The sequence below is a fragment of the Achromobacter arsenitoxydans SY8 genome (assembly GCF_000236785.1).
Lineage (GTDB): Bacteria > Pseudomonadota > Gammaproteobacteria > Burkholderiales > Burkholderiaceae_B > Achromobacter > Achromobacter arsenitoxydans.
In genome coordinates this window covers 1-19,789 of sequence record NZ_AGUF01000035.1, presented here as the reverse complement: position 1 = coordinate 19,789, position 19,789 = coordinate 1, and the positions used below count along the sequence as shown (strand labels likewise).

Here is a 19,789-nt window from a genome sequence, read left to right as displayed (position 1 = left end):
ATGACCGATATCGCCACGACCGCCCCTGCCGAGCCGGCGGCCGCCCCCGAGGACGCCATCGCCGCTTACCGGCGCACGGTCCGCAAGCGCCTGCTGCTCAGCGCCGCGCTGGCGTTGGCCATCGTTGCCAGCCTGCTGGCCGACATCGCCACGGGCCCCGCCTCGCTCTCCCTGGGCGGCTTGCTGGACACGCTGCTGCATCCCGACGCGGCCAGCGCCGGCACGCGCGTCATCGTCTGGCAGTTCCGGCTGCCGTATGCGCTGATGGCGCTGCTGGTGGGCGTGGCGCTGGGCCTGGGCGGCGCCGAGATGCAGACCATGCTGGACAATCCGCTGGCCAGTCCCTACACGCTGGGCGTGTCGGCCGCTGCGGCCTTCGGGGCGTCACTGGCCATCACCCTGGACTGGCACCTGCCGGCCGTGCCCGCCGGCATGACGGTGTCGGTGTCGGCCTTTGCCAGCACGCTGCTGTCTGTGCTGATCCTGGAGCGCGTGGCGCGCTGGCGCGGCGGGTCGACGCTGGGCGTCGTGCTGTTCGGCATCGCGCTGGTGTACTCGTTCCAGGCGCTGGTGATGTTGCTGCAGTTCATCGCCAGCGAGGAAGCCCTGCAAGGCATTGTGTTCTGGACTATGGGCAGCCTGGCGCGCGCCAACTGGACCACCGTGTCGATCATGGCCGCCGCCCTTGCGCTGGCCCTGCCGCTTTCCATGCGCGACGCCTGGAAGCTCACCGCGGTGCGCCTGGGCGAGGAACGCGCCGCCAGCTTTGGCATCAATGTCCGCCGGCTGCGGCTGGTCAGCCTGCTGCGCGTCAGCGCGCTGGCGGCGCTGGCGGTTTCCTTCGTGGGCACCATCGGCTTCGTCGGCCTGGTGGCGCCCCACATCGCCCGCCTGCTGCTGGGCGAGGACCATCGCTACTACCTGCCCGGCAGCGCGCTGGCCGGCGCGCTGATCCTTTCGCTCGCGTCCGTCGCGTCCAAGACGGTGCTGCCCGGCGCGCTCATTCCGGTCGGCATCGTGACCTCGCTGGTCGGCATTCCCTTCTTTCTCACCATCGTCGTGCGCGCGCTCAAGCGCGCCTGACGGCCCTGCATTCCAACAAGGAGATTTCCAGATGACCTTCCGCCCGATGCTCACGCTTGCCGCCCTGCTGATGGCCGGCGCGGCCCATGCCGCCCCCGGCGCCGAGTGCGCCATCGACGTCGAGGGACGCCCCGGCAAGCAGTTCGGCCCCGACCACATCGTGGTGCCCAAGACCTGCCAGGACTTCACCGTGCGCCTGATCCACACCGGCAAGAACAGCAAGGAAAAGGCCGGCCACAACTGGGTGCTGACCCGCAGCGAGGACATCGACGCCGTAATGGTGGACGGCATCAAGGCCGGGGCCGAGCATGAGTTCCTGGCGCCGGGCGATGGCCGCATCCTGGCCAAGACGCCCATGCTGGGCGGCGGCGAGACCGCCAGCGTGACCTTCCCCGTAAGCCGCCTGCGCGCGGGCCAGTCCTATACCTATTACTGCTCGTTCCCGGCGCACGCCCAGCACATGCGCGGCACGCTGGTGCTGCAGCCCTGAAGATGGCTGAACTCCTCATCCGGGGGCTGGCCGCCGGCTACGGCGGGCGACCGGTGCTGCGCGACGCGAACGCCGGACCGATGACGGAAGGCACGGTCACCGCCCTGCTGGGACCCAACGGCAGCGGCAAATCGACGCTGCTGAAAACGCTGGCCGGCCTGCATCCCCCGATGCGCGGGGAAATGCGGCTGGACGGCGAAGACCTGGCGCGGGCCAGCCCGGCCCGCCGCGCCGAACGCGCCATGTACATGCCGCAGGCGCTGCCCAAGGGCGTGCACATGACGGTGTTCGAATCCGTGCTGGTGGCGGCACGCTCCGGACGCCACGGACAGCCGGGCTACGTGCTGATGCAGGACGCGCTGTCGGTCATCGAGGACCTGGGCATCGCGCCGCTGGCCAGCCGCCACCTGGACGAGCTGTCCGGCGGCCAGAAGCAGCTGGCCTCGCTGGCCCAGGCCCTGGTGCGGCGTCCGCGCCTGCTGCTGCTGGACGAGCCGCTGTCCGCGCTGGACTTGAACTACCAATTCCACGTCATGGACGTGCTGCGCCGCCAGACCCGCCAGCACCGGCTGATCACGCTGGTGGTGCTGCACGACCTGAACATCGCGCTGCGCCACACGGACCATGCGCTGCTGCTGCACGCGGGCGCGATCGACGCCGAGGGGCCGCCAGCCCACGTCGTGACGCCCGACGCCCTGCACCGCGTGTATCGCGTGCGGGCCCGGGTGGAGCGCTGTCCGCTGGGTCAGGCGCAAGTCCATGTGGACGGGCTGGCCGGACTATGAACACGCGCATGCGGCCCCCGGCATCCTGAGTGCGACGTTCAGGCGCCGGTATATATTTACCCCTCATGCCATACCCCGGAGCCCACCGATGACGAGCCGTCGCGCCATGGCGTTTGCACTCAGCCTGTTTGCCGCCCCCGCGGGCGCCGCCGTGATTTACGACAGTCATGGCTTGGTCGTGGACGTTGCGACAGGCAGCCGCAGCGACTGGAACACCGGCCAGCGCCAGCACACCCGCAGCACAACGATCACCTTCCAGGGCAAGGCGCTGTGCGGCAAGGATGTCGGCGCCCTGCTCTATCCCGACGGCAAGGAACCCGCAGCCCGCGCCTTCTTCTGCCCCGGTCCGGCCCGCGCGCTGGAAACGGACGCCGTGCTGGCGTTTTTCAACAGTTCCAGCGCCAGCGGCGTGCTGGCGCACCTGCAGGTGGTCAATGGCGCGCTGCGCGTGCAGCGCGTGGCCCTGTCCGACAAGCCGCAGCGTGACCGCGTGGGCGGCACGCGGTTCGAGGACGCCCGCCAGCCCGGATGGACCCGCGTCGATTCGGCTTGGAACGAAACCGTCATGATCCGCCACGCGCCGCTCAAGGCGCTGAACCTGGGCGCGGGCAAGCTGCTGGACGTGCAGGACGGCGTGGCCTTCCTGGCGGTCCCGCCTGGCAGCGACGTGGTCGTTGTCAAGCCCGCCAGGCTTGTCACCAACGCGCAAGGCTACAAACAGCTTGACCCGGAGATCATCCGCCACGTGCCAGTCCCGCTGGCGTTTCGCGCCGTGCGCATGAACGACGGACGCGAGCTGGCGCGGCTCGACTTCAAGGACGTGTGCCTGCGCCTGCCGGCAATCGAATTCAACCGGCCCGATCCGCGCAGCAGCTTCTCGGGCAAGCCCGATGTGGCGTTCGACGACGTGCCGGCCTGGCGCGCCGGCGCCCTGCAGCTGGACCAGACGCCGGGCCGCGCCACGCTGCGGCTGCGGCCCGGCGTGGAATTGCCGCGCAAGCCCGGCTGCGCGCCGGGCTGAGCGCTTCAGATCAGGAACTGGCGGTAGGCCTCGTTGGCCGTTTCCTCGGAGTGCGCGTAGCCAAGCTGCCGCAGAAAGGCGTCGAGCGCCGCGTCATCGGCCACCGGCGCTTGGATGCCCACCAGCGCGGAACTGAAGTCGGCCCCCTGGTTGCGGTAGTGGAACAGGCTGATGTTCCAATTGGGCGCCATCGCCGACAGGAACTTCATCAGCGCGCCCGGACGCTCGGGAAACTCGAAGCGGAACAGGCGTTCGCCACCCGCCAGCGGCGAGCGTCCGCCCACCATGTAGCGGATGTGCTGCTTGGACACCTCGTTGTGGGTCAGGTCGCTGGCCGAAAACCCCTGTTCCTGCAGCGCGGCCATGATGTCGACGGCCTCGCCGCGGCGCGAGATTTGCACGCTCACAAAGATGTGCGCCGTGCGCGCGTCCGCGATGCGATAGTTGAACTCCGTCACGCTGCGCTGCCCGATCACGCCGCAGAAGCGCCGGAAGCTGCCGCGCTCTTCGGGCACCGTCACGGCGAAGACCGCCTCGCGCGCCTCGCCCACTTCGGCCCGGTCCGCCACGAAGCGCATGCGGTCGAAGTTCATGTTGGCGCCCGACGTGATTGCCACCAGCGACTGCCCCTGCGCGCCTTCGCGCTCCACGTACTTCTTCAGCCCCGCCACCGCCAGCGCGCCCGCCGGCTCCAGCACGCTGCGGGTGTCCAGGAACACGTCCTTGATCGCCGCGCACACGGCGTCCGTGTCCACCAGGATCACTTCATCCAGGTACTCGCGGCACAGGCGGAAGGTTTCCTCACCCACCAGCTTGACCGCCGTGCCATCCGAAAACAGGCCGACTTCGGCCAGGATGACGCGCTCGCCCACGCGCAACGACTGCGCCATCGCGCAGGAATCCTCGGTCTGCACGCCGATGACCTTCACGCCGGGATTGACCGCCTTCACATAGGCGGACACGCCCGCCGCCAGGCTGCCGCCGCCGATCGGCACGAAGATGGCGTGCAGCGGCTCCGGGTGCTGGCGCAGGATTTCCATGCCCACCGTGCCCTGTCCCGCAATCACATAGGGATCGTCGAACGCCGGGATGAAAGTCAGGCCCTGCTCTTGGGCCAGCTTCTGCGCGTGGGTGTAGGCGTCGGTGTACGAGTCGCCCGCCTGCACCACCGTGACGGTCGGGCCGCCATGCGCGCGCACCGCGTCCACCTTCACCTGGGGCGCCGTCTGCGGCACCACGATGATGGCGCGCACGCCCAGCTTGGCCGCCGAAATCGCCACGCCCTGTGCATGGTTGCCGGCCGATGCGGTGATCACGCCGCGATCGCGCGCGGCCTGCGGCGTGTTGCGCATCTTGTTGTAGGCGCCGCGCACCTTGAACGAGAACACCGGCTGGTTGTCTTCGCGCTTAAGGTGGATGGTGTTGCCCAGGCGGGCGGACAGGCCGCGGGCCAGGTCCAGTTCGGTCTCGCGGGCGATGTCGTAGACCCGGGCGGTCAGGATCTGCCTCAGGTACTCCATGGGCGAGGCGTTGCCGGCCTGGAATTCCGGGGTGTCGGTGCGGGGTGTAGCGGACATGGTTTCTCTGCTTGGGTAGGCTTGCCCGGCAGAGGCGGCCACAAAAAACCCGCCTCTTGGGGCGGGTGGCTGTGACTGTTGCGGTCGCGCGCTAACCCACCATTCCAGGAATGATGGTAATAATCAGCGAAATGCGGACGGCGCGGAAATTCATGGGGATGAACTTTGCGCCCCGCGCGGCGGTTTGTCAAATCGCATTGGCGCCGGCCCCGTCCGCCAGGCCCGGCGCCGAGGCGGCCACCTCGGGCGGCAAGCCCTCGCCGGCGCGATGCCTGGCCATGTGGGCCACGATGCCGCGGAACATGCGCTCGCGCCCTTGCGCGATCGGCACGCGCCGCACGAACAGGTAGTCGTAATGGGCCAGCAGCCGGCGCAGCATCGCGCCATCCAGGCCCAGCAGCGCCAGGCGCAGATCATCCGGCAAGGCCTCGTCGGGATGCGACAGGAACAGGCCAAGCTGCATGCGCGTCAGCGGCTTGGTCTGGTACAGCACGGCGTTGGCCTGCTCCGACGCCGCGCGGTCGCCCATCGCCACCAGGGTCGTGCACTTGAGCACCATCAGGAACACCTGGAACTCGGAAGCCGGCTCGGCCAGTTCGATGCCCTGGTCGAAATCCTCGACCGCCTCGGCCAGCAGGCCCCGGTTCAGCTTGAGCTGGCCCAGCACGGCAAAGGCCGACGCGTAGGCCGTGCCCTGCGCAAACGCCTCTTCGGCCAGCGCCTGCGCCAGGTCCAGGTGATCGCGGCTGACAAAGCACAGCAGCTTGGCGGCCGCCAGCATCAGCATGGGATTGTCGCGGATGTGCGGCAGCGCCTGGAACACCAGCGCCTCGATCCGCGGCTCCAGTTCCGCCGGCCGGCTGGAAAGATCCAGCACCAGCCGCGCGTAAAGGTGGGACGCGTCCATCAGCGCGGTCTGCGGATCGTCCGGGTGTTCGGCGCGCAGCTTGTCCAGTTCGTGCGCCGATTCCAGCCAGCTTTGCGGCGTGCGCGACAACAGCGTGGCGGCCCGGTGCATGCGCAGTTCGAAGGGTTCGTCGGTCGGGCCGGCATGGCCGCCGCGGGCCCGCGTCAAATTGCGCCAGATCTCGCTCTTGATTGACGCGGCGCACGCGGCGGCGGCGCGTCCCAGGTTGGGGGCCTCGCCCGGCCGGATCACCAGACGGTCGGCGCGCAGCGCCTGTCCGCCGGCGGCCTCGCGCAGAGCAACGGCGCAATGCACGCCCAGGTCGTCCTGGCGCAGGCCGATTTCCACACGAAACGCCGCCTCGGCGCGGGCGCCCGGTTCCAGGCTGACGCCCCGTTCGCCAGGCAGGAGTTCGCGCAGGGCTTCGGCCAGCGCGGCAAGAAAGCCCTGGACCGCCGCGTCGCCGCGCAGGCGCTCGGGCCCAGCCACCGGGCCAATGGCCACGTACACCGTTTCGGGCAATTCCGGGGCGGCCGCCGCGATCCAGCTATAGCCCTCGCCGTAGCTGGTGGCGATGTAGCGCGGGGCCCGGGCGGAATCGCCCAGCTTGGCGCGCAGCCGGTTGATCAGCAGGTCCACGCTGCGCTCCAGCGCGTCGGCGTCGCCGCGCTGGGTGGCGTCCAGCAGCCGCTGGCGGGGCAGGATCGCGCCTGCGTGGCCGGCCAGCAACGCCAGTGCCGCCGCTTCGGCCGGCGTGAATGGAATCACGCGGCCCTGCCCGTCCGTCGCGTAACGGAACCGCTCGTCGAATGTCAGGTCTCCAAACCGCATCTGCCCTCCCGCCTGATGGCGCCCAACGACACTCGCCCTCCCGCGCATCGGCGCCGGTCCAGGCGTCAGGACTGCCAGGAAGCGGCAATGCTATTCGATACCTGCCACGGGAGGCCAGCGCGGAAGCGCTGCGTCCACCCTGTCTGCACCCGGAAATCAATGCGTCCCCAAATAAATGGCATAAGCATATGCAAACGCCAGCATCAAATAGGAAACGTTTCGCGGCGCAATGCGTAGCACGGTATTACAATGGAAGGTTCGTGGCAGCCGCACTTCCCAAGGCGGACCAGGATACGGCCTGAACATCGGCCGGCCGGTCCAGTCAAAAAATAGGGCGGGCGGCGGTCATGTTGGGTGGATGCTCGGCCTGTCGCCTCCGCCCATACGAACCCACTCTCGACAACATCTACCGGCGCATGCCGCATAGCATGTTCGGGTTTGCGCGTTAAGCGCCTGAGCCGAACAGATTCAAGGATCATGTCTCTTACTCCGAAGATTATCTATACCCTCACCGACGAAGCTCCGGCACTTGCAACCCGTTCGCTGCTGCCCATCGTCCAGGCATTCGCCAAACCCGCAGGCATCACGGTCGAGACCCGCGACATTTCGCTGGCAGGCCGCATCATCGCCCTGTTCCCCGACTACCTCGAAGACAGCCAGAAGCTGTCCGACGCCCTGGCTGAGCTGGGCGGCCTGGCGGTCAAGCCCGAAGCCAACATCATCAAGCTGCCCAACATCAGCGCCTCGATGCCCCAACTCAAGGCGGCCATCAAGGAACTGCAAGACCAGGGCTACAAGCTGCCGGACTACCCGGACGCCCCCGCCAATGACACCGAGCGCGACGTCAAGGCCCGCTACGACAAGGTCAAGGGCAGCGCCGTGAACCCGGTCCTGCGCGAAGGCAACTCCGACCGCCGCGCCCCGCTGTCGGTCAAGAACTACGCCCGCAAGCATCCCCACAAGATGGGCGCCTGGACGGCTGACTCCAAGTCGCACGTCGCCCACATGAGCGAAGGCGACTTCTACGGCACCGAAAAGTCGGCCCTGATCGCCGCCGCCGGCGACGTGAAGATCGAGCTGACCGCCGCCGACGGCACGAAGACCGTGCTCAAGGAAAAGACCCCGGTCAAGGCCGGCGAGATCATCGACGCCGCCGTGCTGTCGACCGCCAAGCTCAAGTCCTTCCTGCAGGCGCAGATCGACGACGCGCGCGCCAACGGCGTGCTGTTCTCGGTCCACCTGAAGGCCACCATGATGAAGGTCTCCGACCCCGTCATCTTCGGCCACGTCGTGTCCGTGTTCTACAAGGATGTGCTGGCCAAGCACGCCGACGCGCTCAAGCAAGCCGGTTTCGACCCAAACAACGGCATTGGCGACCTGTACGCCAAGATCCAGTCGCTGCCCGCCGACCAGCAGGCCGCCATCACCGCCGACATCGACGCCGCCTACAAGACGCTGCCGCAGCTGGCCATGGTGAACTCCGACAAGGGCATCACCAACCTGCACGTGCCCAGCGACGTCATCGTCGACGCGTCCATGCCCGCCATGATCCGCGACTCGGGCAAGATGTGGAACGCCGAAGGCAAGCTGCAGGACGCCAAGGCCGTCATTCCCGACCGCAGCTACGCGGGCGTCTACCAGGCCGTCATCGACGACTGCAAGCGCAACGGCGCCTTCAATCCGGTCACGATGGGCAGCGTGCCCAACGTCGGCCTGATGGCCCAGGCCGCCGAGGAATACGGCTCGCACAACAAGACCTTCGTCATCCCCGCCGCAGGCACCGTGCGCGTCACCGACGCCGCTGGCGCCGTGCTGCTTGAGCAGGCCGTGGAAGCCGGCGACCTCTGGCGCATGTGCCAGACCAAGGACGCCGCGATCCAGGACTGGGTCAAGCTGGCCGTTTCCCGCGCCCGCGCCACCAAGACGCCCGCCGTCTTCTGGCTGGACGAAAAGCGCGCCCACGACGCCCAGGTCATCGCCAAGGTCAAGCAGTACCTGAAAGACCACGACACCAGCGGCCTGGACCTGCGCATCCTCGACCCCGTCGAAGCCACCAAGTTCTCGGTCAAGCGCATCCGCGAAGGCCTGGACACCATCTCGGTCACCGGCAACGTGCTGCGCGACTACCTGACCGACCTGTTCCCCATCATGGAACTGGGCACCAGCGCCAAGATGCTGTCGATCGTGCCGCTGGTCGCCGGCGGCGGCCTGTTCGAAACGGGCGCTGGCGGTTCCGCGCCCAAGCACGTGCAGCAATTCCTGGAAGAAGGCTTCCTGCGCTGGGATTCGCTGGGTGAATTCATGGCGCTGGCCGAGTCCCTGGACCACCTGGGCCGCACGTACAAGAACCCGACCGCCCAGATCCTGGCCAAGACGCTGGACCTGGCAACCGCCAAGTTCCTGGACGAAAACAAGTCGCCCGAGCGCAAGGTCGGCGGCCTGGACAACCGCGGCAGCCATTTCTACCTGGCGATGTACTGGGCCCAGGCCCTGGCCGCCCAGACCGAAGACCGCGCGCTGGCAGCCCAGTTCGCACCCGCCGCGGCCGCGTTCTCGGAAGGCGAAGGCAAGATCCTGGACGAACTCAAGGCCGCCCAGGGCAAGCCCGTCGACATCGGCGGCTACTACCAGCCCAACGAAGCCAAGGCCAGCCAGGCCATGCGCCCCAGCGCCACGCTGAACAAGGTGCTGGCCTCGATCGCCTAAAGCCCTGCCTTGCGGGCCGGTGAAAGCCGGTCCCAATGGAAAAGCCGGCAGTTCCTTTACGGACTGCCGGCTTTTTTATTTGCTGAACATTCTTGCCGACAAGGGCCTGCAAGCCCTCCTCTGACCGATCACTTGCGGTTCGCGCCCGTCCCCGGCTTCAACCTGTCCAGCCGCAGCCGTCCACGCTCGTCGGTCAGCCGGCGCATGGCCCCGTAGGCCGCGCCCATCGCCGCCATGCCGCTGGCGCCGCACAGCAGGAACATCAGCAGGATCTGGTACTTGGCGGCGTCCACCGGGTCCATACCCGCGATGATCTGGCCGGTCATGATGCCGGGCAAGGTGATGATGCCCGCCGCCGACATCTGGTTGATGCTGGGCACGATGCCGCGCCTAACGGATTCCCGCAGCAATGAAGAAAACGCCTGGTGCACGGGCGCGCCCAGCGCCAGGCGGGCCTCGATGCCCAGCCTTTCCCGCCGGACGCCGGACAGCATGTTGTCCAGCGCCAGGCTGGCGGCATTGAGCACACTGCCCAGCACGATGCCGATCAGCGCGATCGTGTAGCGCGGGTCGTACCAGGGATCCGGGCGCAGCGCCGTGTTCAAGATGAAGATCGCCGTGATCAGGGTGGTGGACGCCACCGCCAGCGTGCCGACCCAGCCGTTGCCGTGCCCGGCCAGCCGCGCCTTGGGCCGGGCCGCCACCTCGCGGGCCGCCAGCGCCATCATCACGGCCGCCACCAGCGCCGTCAGCCAGGGCGCGGCATGCGCGAAGACGATGCGCAGGATCTGGCCGACCAGCAGCAATTGCACCACCGTGCGCACCGCCGCCCACAGCACCTGCCGCTGCAGGTTCAGGCGCAGCGCAAACGAGATTCCCGCACTCAGCAGCACCAGCAGCGAGGCAATCACAAGGTCCAGCGCCTGCAGCTTGATCACGTCCATAGCGGCTCCATGTGTCCCTGCGCCATGCGCCAGGACCGCCGCGCCAGTCGCGCGGCCTGCTCGGGGCTGTGCGTGACCAGCAGGATCGCGGCGCCAGCCGCCAGGTAGCGCAACAGTTCCGCTTCCACCAGCGCCGTTGCGGCCGGGTCCAGCGCCGCCGTAGGCTCATCCAGCAATAGCACGCGCGGCGCCTGCAGCAGTGCGCGCACCAGTCCCATGCGCTGGCGTTCGCCCGTCGACAGTTCGTGCACCAGCGCATCCAGCTTGGCGTCGGGCAGGCCCAGGCGGCTCATGATGGCCAGCGCGGCAGCGCGATCCGTGTAGTGCGCGGCCACGTGGTCGTCCCACCAGCCGGCCTCGGCCTGGCAATACACGACCAGCCGGCGCCATTCGAATCCCCGCATGGCGGACCGGCGGCGTCCGGCCAGCTCGGCCTGGCCATGGCCGGGATCCAGGTCGGCGATCTGGCGCAGCAGCAAGGACTTGCCCGACCCCGACGCCCCGACGACGGCGGCGCACTCGCCCGCCGCCAGGTCCAGGCTGACGGGCGCCAGGCGTTCGCTGTAGAGGCCACGCAGCCTGAGCAGCGGCGGCGCTTCAATCGCGGATTCGGGACGGGCGTGCGATGGCATGGGTACAGATCATATAGAAAAGCCCGCGGCAAGGCGGGCTGTCCTGGGCAAGCGTCGGCACGGATCAGAGCATGTGCGCCAGGAACTCCCGGCTGCGCGCGTGGCGCGCCGCGGCGAAGAACTCGGCCGACGGCGCTTCCTCGACGATGCGGCCGTCGTCCATGAAGATGACGCGATGCGCCACTTCGCGCGCAAAGCCCATTTCGTGCGTGACGACCAGCATGGTCATGCGTTCGTCGGCCAGCTGCTTCATGGTGCGCAGGACTTCGCCGGTCAGTTCCGGGTCCAGCGCCGACGTCGGCTCGTCGAACAGCATGATGTCGGGTTCCATGGCCAGCGCGCGCGCAATGGCCACGCGCTGCTTCTGGCCGCCGGACAGGCGCGTGGGGTAGTTGTCGCGCTTGTTCAGCAGGCCGACCTTGCGCAGCAGTTCCTCGGCCTTGGGCACGATGTCGGCGCGCGCCATGCCCTTGACGGTGATGGGCGCCTCGATGATGTTCTGCAGCACGGTCATGTGCGGGAACAGGTTGAACGACTGGAACACCATGCCCATCTTGCGGCAGATGCGGCGCACGTCGGCGTCGCTGGCGTACTGGCTGCGCTCGCCGGCAACGGCGGCGGCCATGGTCTCGCCCTCGATGCGGATGCTGCCTTCGTCGATGGTTTCCAGGTGGTTCAGGCAGCGCAGGAAGGTGCTCTTGCCCGAACCCGACGGGCCGATCACCGCGACGACTTCGCCCTGGCCCAGCGTCAGGGACACATCGTCCAGCACGCGGTTGTTGCCGAACGACTTGATGATGTTGCGGGCTTCGATCATGACGGGCCGCGCGTCCTGCCCGGCCGTGGAATTACTGGTCATATTTGGCATAGCGCTTTTCCATGTACTGGAAGAACCACGTCAGGAGCAGCGTCATCAAAAGATAGAAGGCGGCCGCGACGAGGAACGGCGTGGTCGTGAAGTCGCGCTGCACGATGCCGCGCGCCGTGCGCAGGATGTCGTTGAGCGCCAGCACGTAGATCAGCGACGTGTCCTTGACCAGCGTGATGGTCTCGTTGCTCATGGGCGGCAGGACGCGCTGCACCATCTGCGGCAGCACAATGCGGCGCAGCGTCTGCAGATAGGTCATGCCCAGCACCTTGCTGCCCTCGTACTGCCCGCGGTCGACCGACTGGATGCCCGCGCGGAAGATTTCCGCGAAGTAGGCCGCGTAGTTCAGGGCGAACGCCACCACGGCGGCCGGAAAATCGGGCAGCCGGATGCCGATCACGGGCACGAACGGCAGCGCGAAATAGATGAACAGCATCTGCAGCATGAGCGGCGTGCCGCGCATCAGCCAGATGTAGCCATTGACCAGCCGGCTCAGCAGCGGCCACTTGGAAATGCGCGCCAGGGCCAGCACCAGCCCCAGCGGCACGGCCAGCGCCAGCGTGATGAAAAACAGCGTCAAGGTCACTTGCGCGCCTTGCGCCAATGGTCCCAGGAGGGAGAGTACGTAGTCCATGCAGTGGGTTCGCGCCGCGTGGGCAAGAGGGAATCATGGGCAAGCCCGCCTGGCCTTGCGGCGCCGCGGCGGGCTGCGGGACTGCTGCACGGGCAGGCGCCCCGGCCTGCCGGGCGCGGGCGCCGGCCGCTTACTTGATGATGTTGGCGCCGAACCACTGGGTGGCGATGCGGCCGGCGGTGCCGTCCTGCTTCATCGAATCCAGCGTCTTGTCCAGCTTGCCCAGCAGCTCGGTGTCGTCCTTGCGCACGCCGACGCCGTAGTCTTCCGTGCCGAAGTTCTCGTCCAGCACGCGGTACTCGCCCGGGCGCTTGCTGATCAGGTAGCGGCCCACCACTTCATCGACCACGATGGCGTCCAGGCGGCCGGCAGCCAGATCCATCAGGGCGGTGACGTTGTCGCCGAACTTCTTGACTTCCTTGATCTGGGCGGCAACCGGGTCCTTGGCGATGGCGTCGGTGGCGCTGCTGCCGTCCTGTGCGCCGACAACCTTGCCGGCCAGATCGTTCTTGACCTTCACGGGCGAATTGTTGCCCACGATGATGATCTGGTGGTTGGCCATGTAGGGCGCGGTGAAGCTGATGTTCTTCTTGCGCTCTTCGGTGATGGTCAGGCCGTTCCACAGCACGTCGACGCGCTTGCCGTTGAGTTCGGCTTCCTTGGCGCTCCAGTCGATCGGCTTGAATTCCACTTCCAGGCCCAGGCGCTTGCTGGCTTCCTTGGCCATGTCGATGTCAAAGCCGACGATCTGATTGCTGGCGTCGCGGAAACCCATGGGCGGGAAGTTGTCGTCCAGGCCGACGACGACCTTCTTGGCGGCGGCCGGCGCCTGGGCGCCCGCGGCGGGCGCGTTGTCGCTGGGGCCGCAGGCCGTCAGCAGCGAGGTTGCGGACACAAGAAGTACAGCAGTCAGTTTTTTCATCGTTGTGGGTGCGCCGGGCGCAGAATGAAGAATGCCGGAAAGGCTGGGCATTTAGCCGCGAGCCGGTATTTTAGCGTTCTTGCCAGGAAGTGCCGGGCAGCCGCCGCAAGGGCGCGGCGCGGCGCCTGCCTCGGCCCAGCCCTGGCAGGCGCGGCATGCTAGGCTGTGGCCCCTGCCCCGAATGGATTTTGCATGCCCCCCGCCATCCGTCTTGGCCCCCTGGTGTTCCCGTCCGAACTCGCGGTGCTGGTCGCCGCCGCGGCCCTCGGCCTGCTTGCCGCCCGCTTCCTGGACCGCAGACCCCGGCCCGACCGCCGCCCCGACGTGTCCGGCGTCCTGTGGGGCGCCCTGATCGCCGGCCTGGTCGCCGCGCGACTGGCTTTTGTGTGGGAATACCGCGACCACTACGCGCAAAACCCCCTGGGCACCCTCGACCTGCGCGATGGCGGCTGGTCCGGCATCCCGGGGCTGGCGGCGGCCTGGATCTATGGCGCGGCCGCCCTGCTGCGGCGCGCGGCGCCCCGGCCGGCCGTGTTGGGCGCTTTGGCCCTTGCCACCCTGGCGTGGCTGGTCGGCGGGCGGCTGCTGGCGCCCGCCGACCAGCCCGCGCCCGCACTGGCCGAACTGCAATTGCAGGCGCTGGACGGCGCGCCGTCCGCCCTGTCCGCCTTTCAGGGCAAGCCCGCTGTGATCAATCTGTGGGCAAGCTGGTGCCCGCCGTGCCGCCGCGAAATGCCGGCCTTCGCCCGCGCGCAGGCGGCCAATCCCGACGTGCATTTCGTTTTCCTGAACCAGGGCGAAGCGTCGCCCGACATTGCGCGGTATCTGCAGGAGCACGCGCCGGGGCTGCAAAACGTGCTGCGCGACCCCGGCAGCGACGCGTCCCGCAAGCTCAGCAACAGCGGCCTGCCGGCCACCCTGTTTCTGGACGCCGAGGGGCGCCTTGTGGAGCTGCGCGTGGGCGAACTGTCCGCGGCCACGCTGGCACAGCGGGTGAAGGCGATCCGGTCCGAGGCCGGCTCCCGATAGCCGCGCACGCCGCGGCCGGCCGCCCGGCGGATCAGGCCGGCAAGATCCGCGCCCAGGGCAAAAGCCGCCCGTTGCTCTGCCGTTCGACCAAGCTGACCCGCTGCCCGGCATGCGACGGCGTTTCTTCAACCCGCACGACCAGGATCGGCCCTTCCGGGAGGGCCCGCACCGTCGCGATCACGACGGGTAAATCCGCGACCGGGTCGACGGCTGTGGTCCACGCCTGGATTTCCGCCTGATCCACCGGAACCGACAGCGACCGGTCATGGCCGCAGGCTGGACACCACAGCCGGGCCGGATAGACGCGGCGCCCGCAGACGCCGCACTGGCTGACGTTGACGCTCATGGCTCCTCCCTGGCCAGCACCGCCGCGTTGGCGCACATGCCGTAGCGCAGTTGCACCATGCCGTAACCCGTCGCGACGCCGTGCCGCACCCCCGCCAATTGCCTGTCCCCCGCCCGGCCGAGCAACTGTCGCGCAACTTCCACAAGGCCGTGCATGCCGCCCGCCGTTCCCGCCTGCCCCGCCGATAGCTGGCCGCCCGCCGTATTGACCGGCAAAGCGCGCGTGGCGATCCGGCTTGCGATGAACGCCGGCAGGTCGTCCGCGCTAGCCAGGCCCAAGTCGCACAGCTGCGCCAGCGCCATGGCGGGATAGTCGTCATAGACGCTCACCACGTCCATCTCCTGCGGCCCCACGCCCGCCTGCCGCCACAGTCCCGGTGCGAAATCGGCAATGCCAGTCTGAAGGCCATCGCCTTCCTGCTGGTCCCAGTTGTAGCGCGCGTCGCTAGCCGCCAGGCGCACGTGCACGCCATCGGGCCGGGCCCGCAGCACCAGGGCGCAGGCCCCGCTGACCACCGGCACGCAGTCCAGGCGGCCGAGCGGCGGCGCCACCATCGGCGCCTCCAGGTACTGCGCCAGCGTCAGGGGCTGCCGATAAGCGGCATTGGGATTGGCCGACGCCCAGGCGCGCTGCGCAACGCATAGCCGGCCATAGTCTTCCCGCCCCAATCCCGTGCGATCCATCTGGCGTTGCGTCACCATGGCGAACAGCGGATTCGGACCGGCGCAGCCCAAGGGGCTGAGATAGTCCTGCGCGCTGCGGTTGTAGCCCCGCACCAGCCCCGCGAAATCCTCGCCGGTGAAGTGGTCTCCCGCCACCAGCACAATCGCTTCGGCCTGCCCCGCCTGCAACGCGAGCCAAGCCTGGCGCAGCATATTGATCGCGCTGGCGCCCCCCATCTCGTCCTGCTGGCACCAGGTCAAGCGCAGCCCCAGCCGCCAGGCCAGGTCGATCGCCCGGTCCGGACGCAACGTGAACGAGGCCACGCCCAGTCCGTCCACCTGAGCGGCCGTCAGGCCGGCGCTGGCAAGCGCCTCGCCGATGGCCCGCGCCATCAGCGCCGCCGTGCTGCAATCCGGGCCCGGATGACGCAGCGACGGCGTTTCTCCGACCGCGACGATGCCGGGGCCGCAATCCCGGCTCATGCCTCGGCCTGCCGCGCAGGTTCGCGCGTCAGCAGCAGCGTGAGCACCGTGATGGCCGCCATACCGACCAGGAACCACGCCACCGGCGTCGCCGATTCGTACTTGCGAAGCAGCGCCATTGCGATCAGCGGCGACAGGCCGCCCGCGAACACAGACGCCAGTTCATGACCCAGCGCCAGTCCGGTATATCGGACCTCGGCCGGAAACAGCTCGGCAAAATACGCCGGCTGGGTGCCGATCATGGCCGCATGGCAGACGGTATTGCCCAGGAAGAACGCCAGGAAGATCCACAGCGGCGCCTTCGTCTGCACCATCCAGAAAAACGGAAAAGCCACCAGCATCAGGCCCACCGAGCCGATCAGATATACCGTCCGGCGCCCGATGCGGTCGGACAGGTGGCCGAACCACACCAGCGTGCCCAGTTCAATGAACATGGACAACAGCACGCCGCCAAGCATGACGTCATTGGGTATGCCCAGGAACTTGCCGTACGCCAGCGCGAACGCCAGGAAAATGTACGAGCCTCCGTTCTCGGCGACTCGCAGCCCCATCGCCGTGAAGACCTGGCGCGGATAGCGGCGGAACACCTCCACAGCCGGCATGCCGCGCTTGGCCGTCTTGGCCGCCTGCACGAATTCGTCGCTTTCCGGGATGTGCTTGCGGATGTATAGCCCGATGCCGAAGATAAGCACGCTCAACAGGAACGGCAGCCGCCATCCCCAGCTCATGAAGGCCTCCTGCGGAAGCTGCTGCGCCAGCATGAAGACGCCCGACGACAGCACGAAGCCGCCCGCCACCCCCAACTGGCTGAATGACGAGAAGTACCCGCGCCGCTTGCCGCCCACCGCCTCGCTGATCAGCAGCACGCCGCCGCCCCATTCCCCGCCCGCCGCGGCCCCCTGCAGGATGCGCAGCACAACCATGGCGACCGGAGCCCAGAAGCCAACCTGTTCATAGGTGGGCAACAGCCCGATCAGGAAGGTCGCCGCGCCCATCAGGCCCAGCGTCCACTCCAGCGCCAGTTTGCGTCCATAGCGGTCGCCGATGTGGCCGAAGATCACCCCGCCCAGCGGCCGCGCCAGAAAGCCCACGGCAAAGCCCGCGAACGCGCCCATCGTGCCCAGCAAGGGGTCGGTTCCCTTGGGAAAGAAGAGCTCGCCGAACACCAGCGCCGCTGCGGTGCCGTAGATGAAGAAGTCATACCACTCCATCGCATTGCCCGCGACAGAGGCCATCACCACCCGCCGCGTGCGCTTCCTGCGCGCATCCTCGCCGGCGGACACCGCCGCCCCCTTGTATGCCATCGTCATTGCCGCCCCTTGTCTGCTTGCATGGATCAAATGGCGCCTAGCGCGCCACGCGATAGCCGGCGGCGTCCCGGTCCCAGGTGTCGCCGGTGATGCCTTCCTCCCGCAAGCGGAACTTGCGGACCTTGCCGTTCTCGGTTCGAGGCAGATCGTCCAGGACGCGCAGATAGCGCGGCACGGCGAAATACGGCATGCGCGGCTGGCAGAAGTCGAGCAAGGCCTGCGGCGCAATAGCCTGACCGGTTTTGTAGACCAGCGCCGCCATGACCTCGTCCTCGGCCAACTCTGAATGCACCGCGTAGACCGCGACGGCGGCTACCGCCGGGTGGGCCTGCAGCACCTGCTCCACCTCGAACGACGATATGTTTTCGCCCCGCCTGCGAATAGCGTCCTTCATGCGGTCCAGGAAGCGGAAATAGCCATCCGCATCCCGCACCACCCGGTCGCCCGTGTGGAACCAGAGGTTGCGCCACGCCTGCACGGTCTTGTCGTCCATGCCGAAGTAGCCCGTGGCGATGGCGAACGGTGGCCGGGCGCGCAAAAGCAGCTCGCCCGGTTCGCCGTCCGGCACCGGAGCGTCCTGGTCATCGGCCACCATGGCGTCGAACTCCGGCGCGACCCGGCCCATGCTGCCCGCGCGCTGCCCGGCCAGCGTGCCGCCCAGCGCGAAATTGGTCTCGGTGGACCCGTAGCCCTCCAACAGCGCAATGCCCGTGCGTTCCGCAAAAACCGCGTGAAAGCGTTCGGGCACGCCCGGCGCCAATGCGATGCGCGTCCGGTGGCGGCGCTCGGCGCCCGACGGTTCGCGCGTCAGCAGCATCGGCACCATCGCGCCCAGCAGATAGGTCACCGTCGCGCCGCAGTCCTTCAGCCGGTCGAAGTAACGGCTGGCCGAAAAGCGCTCGTCGCAGATGATGCGCGCGCCGGTCACCAGCGCCTGGAAACAGGCGTTCAGCGCGTTGGTGTGAAAGAGAGGCAGGCTGGTGTAGAGCACGTCGTCCGGCGTGATCTCAAGGTTGCGCGCGGCGATCCTGCCCCACCAATAGAACTGGGCATGGGGACAGCAAACGCCCTTGGACAGCCCCGACGTGCCCGAGGTGTACAGAATGGCAAGCGTGTCGCCAGGCGCGACATCGGCCGCCGCCGGTAAGGGCTGGGCGGCCTCGGCAGGCGGCTCGCTGGCCGGCGCGGGCAAGCCCGTCGTGTCCGCGGCCGCGTCCAGCAGCCAGATGCGTTGCACGGCGAGCGACGCGCTGTCCAGCGCCGACAGCGCGGGACAGGACGCCTCGTCCGCAACCACCAGCGCACAGCCGCTATTGGCCAGGATGTGTTGCAACTGCATCCCGCGCGAGGCGGTGTTGATGGGCACGACCACCGCGCCCAGCCAGCCGCAGCCCAGCACTATCGACAGGAATTCAATGCGGTTGCCGGCCATCAGGCCGACACGGTCGCCGCGGCGGATCCCCGCCGATGCGAGGCGCGCCGCCCACTGCGCCGCGTGCGCGGCCGCATCCGCATAGCGCAGGCTGCCGCCTGGCGCCTGCACCCACACACGCTCGCCCAGTCGGGCGCCCTGTTCCTGCAACAACGACGGCAATGTCAACGGCATGACGACGCTTCCCCTGTTGTGCGGCCGTCGGCAAGCGCTACCTAGGCCTTCTGAATTTAGTCTAGGAATCAACTATTTATGTGTCAAATTTATGGCTATTATTCGGCTTATAAATGTCATTCATATCAAGGGCATGCATGGACTTCGACTTGAATCTCATGCGGGTTTTCCTGACGGTGCTGCATGAACGCAGCGTGACGCGCGCGGCACAGCGGCTGAACCTGACACAACCCGCGGTCAGCTACGCGCTGGCCCGCCTGCGCGAGCAATTCGGCGATCCGCTGTTCCTGCGCACGACGTCCGGCATGCAGCCCACGCCCGTCGCGTTTGCGCTGGCCGATCCCATCGAGCGCGGCATGAACAGCTTTGCCGAGGCGGTCAGCCTCCGTCAGCGGTTCGAGCCCGCCACCAGCGCGCGCCGCTTCCAGCTTTCCATGTCGGACATCGGCGAAATGGTGTTCCTGCCGCCGCTGATGGAGCGCGTGCATGCGCAAGCGCCCCGTCTGCAAATCGAGGTCCGCGAAGTGGCGCTAGAGGATCTGCCGCAGGCGCTCAAGGATGGCGCCGTGGACCTGGCCATCGGCAATCTGGCGGGGCTGGGCCGTCACACCTGCCACGCGGATCTCTTCAGCGAGCGCTATGCCTGCATGGGGCGGCGCGGCCATCCGATCCTGGCCGCGGGACTGACCCGCGGCCAATACAAGCGACTGGACCACATTCTGGTGGCCTCGCGCGCCAGCGCACACCGCCTGCTCGACGATGTGCTGGCGGAAGCCGGGCTGCACCGCCAGCAGTATCTGACCCTGCCGCACTTTTCGGCCGCGGCCGAGATCGTCCGGCGCACGGACCTGGCCGTGACGCTGCCCTATCGCGCCGCCGTCTGGTTCAACCACGACAATGCGTTCGAGGTACGGCCCCTGCCCATTGCCCTGCCCCCGCTGTGCGTCACCGTG

18 protein-coding genes are annotated in these 19,789 nt (G+C 68.1%); 7 read left to right on the top strand and 11 right to left on the bottom strand.

What is annotated here, in order from left to right:
* From KYC_RS08235 to KYC_RS08220, 4 genes are all read left to right on the top strand, one after another.
* Complete coding sequence (locus tag KYC_RS08235) at nt 1–1,083, top strand: FecCD family ABC transporter permease (RefSeq protein ID WP_008160864.1); 1,083 nt, start codon at nt 1–3, stop codon at nt 1,081–1,083.
* Nucleotides 1,084–1,114: 31 nt separating this feature from the next.
* Nucleotides 1,115–1,573: an azurin gene (gene azu, locus KYC_RS08230; RefSeq protein WP_008160861.1), complete on the top strand. Its 459-nt coding sequence runs from the start codon at nt 1,115–1,117 to the stop codon at nt 1,571–1,573.
* A gap of 2 nt (nt 1,574–1,575) precedes the next feature.
* Nucleotides 1,576–2,358, top strand: a complete 783-nt coding sequence (locus KYC_RS08225) for an ABC transporter ATP-binding protein (RefSeq protein WP_008160858.1) — start codon at nt 1,576–1,578, stop codon at nt 2,356–2,358.
* An 88-nt stretch (nt 2,359–2,446) separates the two neighbouring features.
* Nucleotides 2,447–3,379 (top strand): hypothetical protein, encoded by a 933-nt coding sequence (locus tag KYC_RS08220; RefSeq protein WP_008160857.1) that lies wholly within the window; start codon nt 2,447–2,449, stop codon nt 3,377–3,379.
* A 5-nt stretch (nt 3,380–3,384) separates the two neighbouring features.
* Here KYC_RS08220 and ilvA read toward each other — a convergent pair whose 3' ends face one another.
* Both ilvA and KYC_RS08210 read right to left on the bottom strand, forming a co-directional pair.
* Nucleotides 3,385–4,956, bottom strand: coding sequence for a threonine ammonia-lyase, biosynthetic (ilvA, locus tag KYC_RS08215; protein WP_008160856.1), 1,572 nt, complete (start codon nt 4,954–4,956; stop codon nt 3,385–3,387).
* 187 nt (nt 4,957–5,143) lie between these two features.
* Nucleotides 5,144–6,694, bottom strand: a complete 1,551-nt coding sequence (locus tag KYC_RS08210) for a winged helix-turn-helix domain-containing protein (RefSeq protein WP_008160854.1) — start codon at nt 6,692–6,694, stop codon at nt 5,144–5,146.
* A gap of 477 nt (nt 6,695–7,171) precedes the next feature.
* On the opposite strand from KYC_RS08210, the gene KYC_RS08205 reads away from it, so the two are divergent.
* Complete coding sequence (locus KYC_RS08205) at nt 7,172–9,400, top strand: NADP-dependent isocitrate dehydrogenase (RefSeq protein WP_008160852.1); 2,229 nt, start codon at nt 7,172–7,174, stop codon at nt 9,398–9,400.
* A gap of 128 nt (nt 9,401–9,528) precedes the next feature.
* On the opposite strand, the gene KYC_RS08200 is transcribed toward KYC_RS08205, so the two are convergent.
* The 5 genes from KYC_RS08200 to KYC_RS08180 all read right to left on the bottom strand — a co-directional run bounded on the left by KYC_RS08200 (nt 9,529) and on the right by KYC_RS08180 (nt 13,400).
* A complete protein-coding gene (locus KYC_RS08200) occupies nt 9,529–10,344 on the bottom strand; it encodes an ABC transporter permease (RefSeq protein WP_008160849.1) in 816 nt (271 codons plus the stop codon).
* The gene (locus tag KYC_RS08195) at nt 10,335–10,976 is read right to left on the bottom strand and encodes an ABC transporter ATP-binding protein (protein ID WP_008160847.1); all 642 of its coding nucleotides are present in this window, start codon (nt 10,974–10,976) and stop codon (nt 10,335–10,337) included. The genes KYC_RS08200 and KYC_RS08195 overlap by 10 nt, the downstream gene beginning before the upstream one ends.
* A gap of 64 nt (nt 10,977–11,040) precedes the next feature.
* Nucleotides 11,041–11,793: an amino acid ABC transporter ATP-binding protein gene (locus tag KYC_RS08190; protein WP_043517911.1), complete on the bottom strand. Its 753-nt coding sequence runs from the start codon at nt 11,791–11,793 to the stop codon at nt 11,041–11,043.
* Nucleotides 11,794–11,824: 31 nt separating this feature from the next.
* Nucleotides 11,825–12,478: an amino acid ABC transporter permease gene (locus KYC_RS08185; RefSeq protein WP_008160844.1), complete on the bottom strand. Its 654-nt coding sequence runs from the start codon at nt 12,476–12,478 to the stop codon at nt 11,825–11,827.
* 130 nt (nt 12,479–12,608) lie between these two features.
* On the bottom strand, nt 12,609–13,400 hold the full coding sequence (locus KYC_RS08180; RefSeq protein ID WP_008160842.1) for an amino acid ABC transporter substrate-binding protein: 792 nt from the start codon (nt 13,398–13,400) through the stop codon (nt 12,609–12,611).
* A gap of 192 nt (nt 13,401–13,592) precedes the next feature.
* On the opposite strand from KYC_RS08180, the gene KYC_RS08175 reads away from it, so the two are divergent.
* On the top strand, nt 13,593–14,429 hold the full coding sequence (locus KYC_RS08175; protein ID WP_008160840.1) for a TlpA family protein disulfide reductase: 837 nt from the start codon (nt 13,593–13,595) through the stop codon (nt 14,427–14,429).
* A 31-nt stretch (nt 14,430–14,460) separates the two neighbouring features.
* Here KYC_RS08175 and KYC_RS08170 read toward each other — a convergent pair whose 3' ends face one another.
* The 4 genes from KYC_RS08170 to KYC_RS08155 are packed head-to-tail and all read right to left on the bottom strand — an operon-like array spanning nt 14,461 to nt 18,905.
* The gene (locus KYC_RS08170; RefSeq protein ID WP_008160838.1) at nt 14,461–14,775 is read right to left on the bottom strand and encodes a PhlB family protein; all 315 of its coding nucleotides are present in this window, start codon (nt 14,773–14,775) and stop codon (nt 14,461–14,463) included.
* Nucleotides 14,772–15,920, bottom strand: a complete 1,149-nt coding sequence (locus tag KYC_RS08165) for a thiolase family protein (RefSeq protein ID WP_008160837.1) — start codon at nt 15,918–15,920, stop codon at nt 14,772–14,774. The genes KYC_RS08170 and KYC_RS08165 overlap by 4 nt, the downstream gene beginning before the upstream one ends.
* A complete protein-coding gene (locus KYC_RS08160) occupies nt 15,917–17,230 on the bottom strand; it encodes an MFS transporter (RefSeq protein WP_008160836.1) in 1,314 nt (437 codons plus the stop codon). The genes KYC_RS08165 and KYC_RS08160 overlap by 4 nt, the downstream gene beginning before the upstream one ends.
* A 37-nt stretch (nt 17,231–17,267) precedes the next feature.
* A complete protein-coding gene (locus tag KYC_RS08155) occupies nt 17,268–18,905 on the bottom strand; it encodes an ATP-dependent acyl-CoA ligase (protein WP_274428492.1) in 1,638 nt (545 codons plus the stop codon).
* 68 nt (nt 18,906–18,973) lie between these two features.
* Between KYC_RS08155 and KYC_RS08150 the strand changes: the two genes are divergently transcribed.
* Nucleotides 18,974–19,789: LysR family transcriptional regulator (locus KYC_RS08150; protein WP_008160834.1), on the top strand; the 816-nt coding region annotated here is incomplete at its 3' end.